6 protein-coding genes are annotated in these 11,178 nt (G+C 68.5%); all 6 read left to right on the top strand.

All coding sequences use genetic code 11. The features are described 5' to 3' along the window. Positions 1-52 precede the first annotated feature (52 nt). On the top strand, positions 53-487 hold the full coding sequence (gene rplK / locus MXD59_RS03365; RefSeq protein WP_163547621.1) for a 50S ribosomal protein L11: 435 nt from the start codon (positions 53-55) through the stop codon (positions 485-487). Positions 488-590: 103 nt separating this feature from the next. Next, a complete protein-coding gene (gene rplA / locus MXD59_RS03370) occupies positions 591-1,307 on the top strand; it encodes a 50S ribosomal protein L1 (RefSeq protein ID WP_248815339.1) in 717 nt (238 codons plus the stop codon). Positions 1,308-1,715: 408 nt separating this feature from the next. After that, positions 1,716-2,306 carry a 50S ribosomal protein L10 gene (gene rplJ / locus MXD59_RS03375; RefSeq protein WP_248823391.1) on the top strand — a complete coding sequence of 197 codons (591 nt, stop codon included), beginning with the start codon at positions 1,716-1,718 and terminating at the stop codon, positions 2,304-2,306. Between the two features lie 126 nt (positions 2,307-2,432). Continuing rightward, positions 2,433-2,825, top strand: a complete 393-nt coding sequence (gene rplL / locus MXD59_RS03380) for a 50S ribosomal protein L7/L12 (protein ID WP_163547624.1) — start codon at positions 2,433-2,435, stop codon at positions 2,823-2,825. An 898-nt stretch (positions 2,826-3,723) separates the two neighbouring features. Further along, positions 3,724-7,149, top strand: coding sequence for a DNA-directed RNA polymerase subunit beta (gene rpoB, locus MXD59_RS03385; RefSeq protein WP_248823392.1), 3,426 nt, complete (start codon positions 3,724-3,726; stop codon positions 7,147-7,149). 46 nt (positions 7,150-7,195) lie between these two features. Further along, the gene (locus tag MXD59_RS03390) at positions 7,196-11,086 is read left to right on the top strand and encodes a DNA-directed RNA polymerase subunit beta' (protein WP_248823393.1); all 3,891 of its coding nucleotides are present in this window, start codon (positions 7,196-7,198) and stop codon (positions 11,084-11,086) included. Positions 11,087-11,178: the final 92 nt, after the last annotated feature.

Consider the following 11,178-nt stretch of genomic DNA (forward strand, 5'->3'; position numbering starts at 1 on the left):
CATCCGGTCCGCGTAACCCGAAAGCCAGCAGCCCCGGCAGGAAGACGAGCACATGCCGCCCAAGAAGAAGAAGATCACCGCGATCATCAAGCTCCAGATCAACGCGGGCAAGGCCACTCCGGCTCCGCCGGTCGGCCCCGCGCTGGGCCAGCACGGCGTGAACATCATGGAGTTCTGCAAGCAGTACAACGTGGCCACCGAGTCGCAGACCGGCAACGTCGTGCCGGTCGAGATCACCGTGTACGAGGACCGCTCGTTCACCTTCGTCACCAAGACCCCGCCGGCCGCGAGGCTCATCCTCAAGGCCGCCGGCGTCGACAAGGGCAGCGGTACCCCGCACCGGGACAAGGTCGCCAAGCTGACTCCCGCCCAGGTGCGTGAGATCGCGCAGACCAAGATGCCCGATCTCAACGCGACGACGATCGAGGCCGCGGAGAAGATCATCGCGGGGACCGCCCGCTCGATGGGGATCACCGTCGGCGACTAGTTCGCCGCCACCGCCTCCCCGCACGACCGATCCAACGCCGTGGGAGGGCGTACGGGCGACCGTGGCGTCGTCCGGCCGTCCGCCGGCACCACGAGGAGACAGCATGAAGCGCAGCAAGGCATACCGCACCGCAGCGGAGAAGATCAACCCGGATAACCTGTACAGCCCGCTGGAGGCCGTCCGGCTGGCGCAGGAGACCTCCACCACCAAGTACGACGCGACCGTCGAGGTCGCGATCCGGCTCGGTGTCGACCCGCGCAAGGCCGACCAGATGGTCCGCGGCACCGTCAACCTCCCGCACGGCACTGGCAAGTCGCCGCGGGTCGCGGTGTTCGCCGCCGGTGAGAAGGCCGCCGAGGCTACCGCCGCCGGCGCCGACATCGTCGGCAGTGACGACCTGGTCGCCCGCATCCAGGAGGGCTTCCTGGACTTCGACGCCACCGTCGCCACGCCCGACCAGATGGCCAAGGTCGGCCGGATCGCCCGCATCCTGGGCCCGCGTGGCCTGATGCCGAACCCGAAGACCGGCACCGTCACCCTGGACATCGGCAAGGCCGTGTCCGACATCAAGGGCGGTAAGATCAACTTCCGTGTCGACAAGCAGGGCAACCTGCACATCGTCGTCGGCAAGACGAGCTTCACCGACGCCCAGCTGATCGAGAACTACACGGCGGCGATCGACGAGATCGTCCGGGTCAAGCCGTCGGCGGCGAAGGGCCGGTACCTCAGGAAGATCACCTTCGCCACCACGATGGGCCCCGGCATCCCGGTCGACCCGAACCGCATCCGCAACCTGCTCGAGGACGCGGTCACCGCCTGATCCTCGGCGCCCGCATTCCTGCCCACCAGCCCGGACCAGCGCACCTGGTCCGGGCTGGTGGCATGTCGGGGCACGGGGTCGGGCCGGGGTGCCGGACCAGGTCCGGCGGCACATCGCGTACACTGAACGACGATCACAGTTTTTCCACCGAAGACCGCTGGTCGCCGTCGTCCTCCATGGCGCGTGGGGCATCGCGAACGCCCCTCGCACGCTGTGGCTGGGTCGACAGCCGAAGGCCCCGATCATTGTGGGCGGCCCGCGTAGGTGACGGTCAGCGAAGGACTGCGGTAGCCCATGGACGAGGCTCCGCGCTCATCACGCCCCGTGCGCCTGCGCCGGGGCGTTCGTCGTTTCCGGGGCTGCGCGGATGGTTGAACGGATGACCGGCGCACATCCTGAAGGAGCCCCATGGCGAAAGCTGAGAAGACCGCCGCGGTGGCGGAGATCGCCGAGGACTTCCGTTCCTCGACAGCCGCGGTGCTCACCGAGTACCGCGGTCTCACGGTCAGCCAGCTCACCGAGCTGCGGCGTGCCCTTGGTACGGGTACCCGCTACGCGGTCGTCAAGAACACCCTCACCAAGATCGCGGCGAACCAGGCCGGCGTCACCGGGCTCGACGAGCTGTTCGTCGGTCCGACCGCCGTCGCCTTCGTCAGCGGTGACCCGGTCGAGGCCGCGAAGGGCCTGCGTGACTTCGCGAAGGCCAACCCGGCGCTGGTCGTCAAGGGCGGTGTCGTCGAAGGGCGGCCGCTGAGCGCCGAGGAGATCCGCAAGCTCGCCGACGTCGAGTCCCGCGAGGTGCTGCTGGCGAAGCTGGCCGGCGCCATGAAGGGCTCGCTGTCCGGCGCGGTCGGTCTGTTCGCCGCCCCGCTGTCGCAGGTCGCCCGACTGGCCGAGGCGCTGCGCGAGCAGCGGGCGAGCGAGGCCCCGGCGGTCGAGGCCGAGGCCGCCCCGGCGGCCGAGGGCGAGACCGAGCCGGCCGCCGTCGCCGCCGAGTGACGTCCGCACCACCAGGCTGAACCCGTACCACCCCCCGAGACAGACGCCGGACGCCGCCCTGGCCGCATCAGGCCGGGCATCGGCGCTGGCGCCGAGTAACAGACCGATCAGGAAGGAACCGCCATCATGGCGAAGCTGTCCACCGAAGAGCTGCTGGACGCGTTCAAGGAACTGACCCTGCTCGAGCTCTCCGAGTTCGTGAAGCAGTTCGAGGAGACCTTCGGCGTCACCGCCGCGGCGCCGGTCGCCGTCGCCGCGGCCCCGGCTGCCGGTGGCGCGGGTGGCGACGCCGCGGCCGTCGAGGAGCAGGACGAGTTCGACGTGATCCTCGAGTCCGTCGGCGACAAGAAGATCCAGGTCATCAAGGAGGTGCGCGCGCTGACCAGCCTTGGCCTCAAGGAGGCCAAGGACCTCGTCGACGGCGCGCCGAAGCCTGTCCTGGAGAAGGTCGCCAAGGAGGCCGCGGAGAAGGCCAAGGCGGCTCTCGAGGGCGCCGGGGCGAGCGTCACCGTCAAGTAGTTCCGACGGGCGCCTGGGCGCCCGTCGTAGCACCTGTGACCGTGGGCCGGGGCACCTCCGAGGTGCCCCGGCCCACGGCATGTGCGGCGGCGGAAATGCCCGGATGCGCTGCTACGTAAGGGCTTGGGCAGGTCGGGCTGTTCGTGACGTTTTCCCGAGGGGGTTGACTGCCTCAGTGGATCGGGGTTCCATCATGTCGCGAACACTCGTCGGGAAGCAGATGCGGTGAGCTACGTTCCCTACGCGCGGTTGATCCGCGCCTGGCCTTGCCAGCGGTGTGCCTGTCGGCTACACTGCTAGTTTGCGCTGCCCTTTTCGTTGCATCGGTTCCGTTGACGTCGGTTCCCGGGCGAGGTCGGGCTCTCCAGTGGGGGTCTGGTCCATGCCGCCGGGTGGCCCCGGTTGCTCGTCAGAGCCATGTCTGCGGCGGATTCCGGTTCGACGTGAAGGCGCGCTGCCGTGCTGGTGCCTGGCACGGCTTCTAGCAGCCACACCGAGGAACCCAACGCCCGTGCACCGACCCGTTGTTCTCAGCGGACCCAGGCGTCGCCGCGCGCTCGCGCCGCGACGGCCCTTCGGCGTGCCCGCAGTCAGCCGAACGCCAGCCGCACCGACCGGGTGCGACTTCGCGGGCCGATGGACCAGGAACCGACGGATCCCGCTGCGGGACGGGGGTTTACTCCGACCGCGTGACCGGTCGCCGAGTCAGTGGCCAGTCGGCCGGCGACCCCGCGACGTTCGTCCCGCGAGAGACGTCCCGCGGTCATCCTCTCACCGGCGGGGCACCCCCGCCGCCGTTCCCGACAACCGTAGCGAGACACTGATCACCTGACCACCCCCGACGGATCCTTGACGTCCGCGACGCCAGCCCGACGATCAGGCCACCGGAAGGACCACCTTGGCCGCCTCGCGCTCTTCCTCCCGCATCTCGTTCGCTAAGATCATTGAGCCCCTTGAGGTCCCGGACCTCCTTGCTCTTCAGACGCAGTCCTTTGATTGGCTGATCGGCAGTGACGCCTGGGCGGAGCGGGTTCAGGAGGCCATCGACTCGGGTCGGGACGATGTTCCGATCACCTCCGGTCTGGAGGAGGTCTTCGAGGAGATCTCCCCGATCGAGGACTTCTCGGGCTCCATGTCCCTGTCCTTCCGGGACCACCGGTTCGAGCCGCCCAAGTACTCCGTGGAGGAGTGCAAGGACAAGGACATGACCTTCTCGGCCCCGTTGTTCGTGACGGCCGAGTTCACCAACAACACCACCGGTGAGATCAAGAGCCAGACGGTGTTCATGGGCGACTTCCCGCTCATGACCCCCAAGGGCACCTTCGTGATCAACGGCACCGAGCGCGTGGTGGTCAGCCAGCTCGTCCGGTCCCCTGGTGTGTACTTCGAGCGCAGCCTCGACAAGGCCTCCGACAAGGACCTCTACTCCTGCAAGGTGATCCCGTCCCGCGGGGCCTGGCTCGAGTTCGAGATCGACAAGCGCGACACCGTCGGCGTCCGCATCGACCGTAAGCGCCGCCAGTCCGTCACCGTGCTGCTCAAGGCGCTCGGCTGGGACGAGGCGCGCATCCTCGAGCGGTTCGGCGACTTCCCGTCGATGCGGGTGACCCTGGAGAAGGACCACACGGCCAGCCAGGACGACGCGCTGCTCGACATCTACCGCAAGCTGCGCCCTGGCGAGCCGCCGACGCGGGAGTCGGCGCAGACCCTGCTGGAGAACCTCTTCTTCAACCCGAAGCGCTACGACCTGGCCAAGGTCGGCCGTTACAAGGTGAACAAGAAGCTCTCCCTCGAGGTGACCCACGACGTCGGCGTCCTCACCGAGGATGACATCGTGCGCACGATCGAGTACGTCGTCAAGCTGCACGCGGGTGCCGACCCGGCCGACTACGAGGTCGACGACATCGACCACTTCGGCAACCGGCGGCTGCGCACGGTCGGCGAGCTCATCCAGAACCAGGTCCGGCTGGGCCTGGCCCGCATGGAGCGGGTCGTGCGCGAGCGGATGACCACGCAGGACGTCGAGGCGATCACGCCGCAGACGCTGATCAACATCCGGCCGGTCGTCGCCTCCATCAAGGAGTTCTTCGGCACCAGCCAGCTCTCGCAGTTCATGGACCAGACCAACCCGCTGGCCGGTCTGACCCACAAGCGCCGCCTGTCGGCGCTGGGCCCGGGTGGTCTGTCCCGCGAGCGCGCCGGCTTCGAGGTCCGCGACGTGCACCCCAGCCACTACGGTCGGATGTGCCCGATCGAGACGCCGGAAGGCCCGAACATCGGTCTGATCGGCTCGCTGTCGACCTTCGCCCGGGTCAACCCGTTCGGGTTCGTCGAGACGCCGTACCGCAAGGTCGTCAACGGCCAGGTCATCGACCAGATCGACTACCTGACCGCGGACGAGGAGGACCGGCACGTCAAGGCGCAGGCCAACACGCCGCTGCAGCCCGACGGCACGTTCGCCGAGGACCGCGTCCTGGTCCGTCGTAAGGGCGGTGAGGTCGAGTTCATCCCGCCGGACGAGGTCGACTACATGGACGTCTCGCCGCGGCAGATGGTGTCCGTGGCCACGGCCATGATCCCCTTCCTCGAGCACGACGACGCCAACCGCGCGCTGATGGGCTCGAACATGCAGCGCCAGTCGGTGCCGCTGCTGCGTTCCGAGGCGCCGCTGGTCGGCACCGGGATGGAGGCCCGCGCGGCCAAGGACGCCGGCGACGTGATCGTCGCGGGCCAGGCCGGCGTGGTCGAGGACCTCTCGGCCGACTACATCACCGTCATGCACGACGACGGCACCCGGCGCACCTACCGGCTGGCCAAGTTCCGCCGCTCCAACCAGGGCACCTGCATCAACCAGAAGCCGATCGTGAACGAGGGCGATCGGATCGAGGCCGGTCAGGTCATCGCGGACGGCCCGTGCACCGACAACGGTGAGATGGCGCTCGGCAAGAACATGCTGGTCGCCTTCATGCCGTGGGAGGGGCACAACTACGAGGACGCGATCATCCTGTCGCAGCGCCTCGTGCAGGACGACGTGCTCTCCTCGATCCACATCGAGGAGCACGAGGTCGACGCCCGCGACACCAAGCTCGGCCCGGAGGAGATCACCCGGGACATCCCGAACGTCGCCGAGGAGGTCCTGGCCGACCTCGACGAGCGCGGGATCATCCGGATCGGTGCCGACGTGCAGACCGGGGACGTCCTGGTCGGCAAGGTCACCCCGAAGGGTGAGACCGAGCTGACCCCGGAGGAGCGGCTGCTGCGCGCGATCTTCGGTGAGAAGGCCCGGGAGGTCCGGGACACCTCGCTGAAGGTGCCGCACGGCGAGTCCGGCAAGGTCATCGGCGTGCGGGTGTTCTCCCGCGAGGACGGCGACGAGCTGCCCCCCGGCGTCAACGAACTGGTCCGGGTGTACGTCGCCCAGAAGCGCAAGATCACCGACGGTGACAAGCTCGCCGGCCGGCACGGCAACAAGGGTGTCATCGCCAAGATCCTGCCCGCCGAGGACATGCCCTTCCTCGAGGACGGCACCCCGGTCGACGTGGTGCTCAACCCGCACGGCGTGCCGCGACGGATGAACATCGGCCAGATCCTGGAGACCCACCTCGGCTGGGTCGCCAAGACCGGCTGGCAGGTCGACGCCGGCACCGAGGGGTGGAAGGAGCGGCTGCGCGGCCTCGGCGCCGAGGCCCCCCCCCCCCGGCCGCACCCCTCGACCCCCGTCGTAGACGGGGGCCGCGAGGCGGAGGTCACCGGTCTGCTCGACTCCACCCTGCCCAACCGGGACGGCGTCCAGCTGATCGGTTCCTCCGGCAAGGCCACGTTGTTCGACGGTCGCACCGGCGAGCCCTACCCGTACCCGGTCGCGGTCGGCTACATCTACATCCTCAAGTTGCTCCACCTGGTCGACGACAAGATCCACGCCCGGTCGACCGGCCCCTACTCCATGATCACCCAGCAGCCTCTGGGTGGTAAGGCGCAGTTCGGTGGCCAGCGCTTCGGTGAGATGGAGGTGTGGGCGCTGGAGGCGTACGGCGCCGCCTACGCCCTCCAGGAACTGCTGACCATCAAGTCCGACGACGTCGTGGGCCGGGTCAAGGTCTACGAGGCGATCGTCAAGGGCGAGAACATTCCGGAACCCGGTATCCCGGAGTCGTTCAAGGTGCTCATCAAGGAGATGCAGTCGCTGTGCCTCAATGTCGAGGTGCTCTCGAGCGACGGCGTGCAGATCGAGATGCGCGACACCGACGAGGACGTCTTCCGTGCGGCGGAGGAACTCGGGATCGACCTGTCCCGGCGTGAGCCGAGCAGCGTCGAGGAAGTCTGACCGACTCCCTGCGTCCCGACCGAGATAGAGAGAGCAGGCGACAGTCTTGCTGGACGTCAACTTCTTCGATGAGCTGCGCATCGGTCTTGCCACTGCGGACGACATCCGCCAGTGGTCGCACGGCGAGGTCAAGAAGCCGGAAACCATCAACTACCGCACCCTGAAGCCGGAAAAGGACGGGCTCTTCTGCGAGAAGATCTTCGGTCCGACCCGGGACTGGGAGTGCTACTGCGGTAAGTACAAGCGGGTCCGGTTCAAGGGCATCATCTGCGAGCGCTGTGGCGTCGAGGTGACCCGGGCCAAGGTCCGTCGTGAGCGGATGGGGCACATCGAGCTCGCCGCCCCGGTCACCCACATCTGGTACTTCAAGGGTGTGCCGAGCCGGCTGGGCTACCTGCTGGACCTGGCGCCGAAGGACCTCGAGAAGGTCATCTACTTCGCCGCCTACATGATCACCAAGGTCGACACGGAGGCGCGGCACCGCGACCTGCCCACCCTCGAGGCCCGCATCGGCGTCGAGAAGCAGCAGCTCGAGGACCGCAAGAACGCCGAGGTCGAGAGCCGGCAGAAGCGGCTGGAGGCCGATCTGGCCCAGCTCGAGTCCGAAGGTGCCAAGGGCGACGCGCGGCGCAAGGTCCGCGAGTCGGCCGAGCGCGAGATGCGCCAGATCCGCGACCGCTCGCAGCGCAAGATCGACGACCTCGACCGGGTCTTCGACCGCTTCAAGAACATGAAGGTCCAGGACCTGGAGCCGGACGAGCTGCTCTACCGCGAGCTGCGCGACCGGTTCGGCCAGTACTTCGACGGCGGCATGGGTGCCGAGGCGCTGCAGCGTCGGCTGGCCGACTTCGACCTTGCCGCCGAGGCGGACTCGCTGCGCGAGACCATCCGCAGCGGCAAGGGCCAGAAGAAGGCCCGCGCGCTCAAGCGGCTCAAGGTCGTCTCCGCGTTCCTGATCACCCGCAACTCGCCCATGGGCATGGTGCTCGACTGCGTTCCGGTGATCCCGCCGGACCTGCGGCCGATGGTGCAGCTCGACGGTGGCCGCTTCGCGACCTCCGACCTCAACGACCTGTACCGCCGGGTGATCAACCGGAACAACCGGCTCAAGCGGCTGCTGGACCTCGGCGCGCCCGAGATCATCGTGAACAACGAGAAGCGGATGCTGCAGGAGGCCGTCGACGCGCTGTTCGACAACGGCCGCCGCGGCCGCCCGGTCACCGGTCCCGGTAACCGTCCGTTGAAGTCGCTGTCCGACATGCTCAAGGGCAAGCAGGGCCGGTTCCGCCAGAACCTGCTCGGCAAGCGCGTCGACTACTCCGGCCGGTCGGTCATCGTGGTCGGCCCGCAGCTCAAGCTGCACCAGTGCGGTCTGCCCAAGCAGATGGCGCTCGAACTGTTCAAGCCGTTCGTGATGAAGCGCCTGGTGGACCTCAACCACGCGCAGAACATCAAGTCCGCCAAGCGGATGGTGGAGCGGGCCCGCCCCGTGGTCTGGGACGTGCTCGAGGAGGTCATCACCGAGCACCCGGTGCTGCTCAACCGGGCGCCGACCCTGCACCGCCTGGGCATCCAGGCCTTCGAGCCACAGCTGGTCGAGGGCAAGGCCATCCAGATCCACCCGCTGGTCTGCACGGCGTTCAACGCCGACTTCGACGGCGACCAGATGGCGGTGCACCTGCCGCTGTCCGCCGAGGCGCAGGCCGAGGCGCGCATCCTGATGCTCTCGAGCAACAACATCCTCTCGCCGGCGTCCGGGCGTCCGCTGGCCATGCCGTCCCTGGACATGGTCACCGGTGTGTTCCACCTCTCGACCCTGAGCGAGGGCGCGATCGGCGAGGGACGGTCGTTCTCGTCCGTCGCCGAGGCGCAGATGGCCTACGACGCGAAGGATGTCGCGCTGCAGGCCCGGATCAACGTCCGGCTGCGCGACACCACCCCGCCGGCCGAGTGGACGCCGCCGGCGGACTGGATCACCGGGGACGTGTTCACCCTGGAGACCACGTTCGGCCGCTGCCTGCTCAACGAGGCGCTGCCGGAGGGCTACCCCTTCATCAACGAGCAGCTGAACAAGAAGGCCCAGGCCGCGATCGTCAACGACCTGGCCGAGCGGTACCCGAAGATCCAGGTCGCGGCGACGCTGGACGCCCTCAAGAGCGCCGGCTTCTACTGGGCGACCCGCTCCGGGGTCACCGTCGCCATCGAGGACGTCGTCGCGCCGCCGAACAAGGCCGAGATCCTCGACGACTACGAGCAGCGCGCCGACCGGGTGCAGAAGCAGTTCGACCGCGGCTTCCTGTCCGACGAGGAGCGCCGTAGCGAACTGGTCCAGATCTGGACCGAGGCGACCAACAGGATCGCCGAGGCGATGGAGGCGAACTTCCCGAAGACCAACCCGGTCTACGTGTTGGTCAACTCCGGAGCCGCCGGAAACATGATGCAGATCCGGCAGCTCGCCGGCATGCGTGGTCTGGTCTCCAACCCCAAGGGCGAGATCATCCCGCGGCCGATCAAGGCGAACTTCCGCGAGGGTCTCACCGTGGTCGAGTACTTCATCTCGACCCACGGTGCCCGTAAGGGTCTGGCCGACACAGCCCTGCGCACCGCCGACTCCGGCTACCTGACCCGCCGGTTGGTCGACGTCAGCCAGGACGTCATCGTCCGCGAGGAGGACTGCGGCACCGAGCGCGGCATCCTCACCCGGATCGCCAGCCGCGGCGCCGACGGCACCCTGGTGCGCGACCGTTACGCCGAGACCTCGGCCTACGCGCGCACGCTCGCCTCCGACGCCGTCGACGAGCACGGTGAGATCATCGTGCCCGCCGGTACCGACGCCGGCGACGTCGCGATCGGCCAGATCATCGAGGCCGGCATCGAGAACGTCCGGGTCCGCTCCGCCCTGACCTGCGAGTCGCGGATGGGTGTGTGCGCCCAGTGCTACGGCCGGTCGCTGGCCACCGGCAAGCTGGTCGACGTCGGCGAGGCCGTCGGCATCGTCGCCGCCCAGTCGATCGGTGAGCCCGGCACCCAGCTCACGATGCGTACCTTCCACTCGGGTGGCGTCGCCGGTGACGACATCACCCAGGGTCTGCCGCGTGTCGTCGAGCTGTTCGAGGCCCGTAGCCCCAAGGGCAAGGCCCCGATCACCGAGGTCTCCGGCCGGGTGAAGATCGAGGAGACCGAGAAGACCTTCAAGGTCGTGGTCGTCCCCGACGACGGCAGCGAGGAGATCGCCTACCCGGTGTCGCGCCGCTCCCGGCTGCGCGTGCGCGAGGGCGACCGCATCGAGGTCGGCAACCAGGTCGTCGACGGTGCCGTCGACCCGCACGAGGTGCTGCGCATCCTCGGCCCGCGCCAGGTCCAGCTCCACCTGGTCGAGCAGGTCCAGGAGGTGTACCGCTCGCAGGGTGTGTCGATCCACGACAAGCACATCGAGATCATCATCCGCCAGATGCTCAAGCGGGTGAACGTGCTCGAGTCCGGCGAGACCGCGCTGCTGCCCGGCGAGCTGTGCGAGCGGGCCCGGTTCGAGTCGGAGAACCGCCGGGTGGTGGAGATCGGCGGTCAGCCGGCCTCGGCCCGTCCGGTGCTGATGGGTATCACCAAGGCGTCGCTGGCCACCGAGTCGTGGCTGTCGGCGGCCTCCTTCCAGGAGACGACCCGAGTGCTCACCGACGCGGCGATCAACGCCCGCTCGGACTCGCTCGTCGGCCTGAAGGAGAACGTCATCATCGGAAAGCTGATCCCGGCCGGTACCGGCATCTCCCGGTACCGCAACATCCGGGTGGAGCCGACCGAGGAGGCACGGGCGGCGATGTACTCCGTCGGGGCCTACGAGGACGCCGGCAGTGTCGAGTACGGCGCCTTCGGGACCGGCTCGGGCCAGGCCGTTCCGCTCGACGAGTTCGACTACCGCAGCTCCGGCGACTTCCGCTGACCCGCTGATCCGACGCGCCGGGTAGTTCGCTACCGCGCGCGTCGGTCGACGGTGCTGTGACGGGGGGGCCGGGGGGTGGCCCCCCGGGGGCC

Origin of the sequence: Frankia umida (assembly GCF_023242945.1) — a bacterium.
Lineage (GTDB): Bacteria > Actinomycetota > Actinomycetes > Frankiales > Frankiaceae > Frankia > Frankia umida.

What these genes read in the sequence shown, in the direction of transcription:
- rplA (WP_248815339.1), top strand. Translation starts at nt 591, where the DNA reads ATGAAGCGCAGCAAGGCATACCGCACCGCAGCGGAGAAGATCAACCCG.
- rplJ (WP_248823391.1), top strand. Translation starts at nt 1,716, where the DNA reads ATGGCGAAAGCTGAGAAGACCGCCGCGGTGGCGGAGATCGCCGAGGAC.
- rplL (WP_163547624.1), top strand. Translation starts at nt 2,433, where the DNA reads ATGGCGAAGCTGTCCACCGAAGAGCTGCTGGACGCGTTCAAGGAACTG.
- rplK (WP_163547621.1), top strand. Translation starts at nt 53, where the DNA reads ATGCCGCCCAAGAAGAAGAAGATCACCGCGATCATCAAGCTCCAGATC.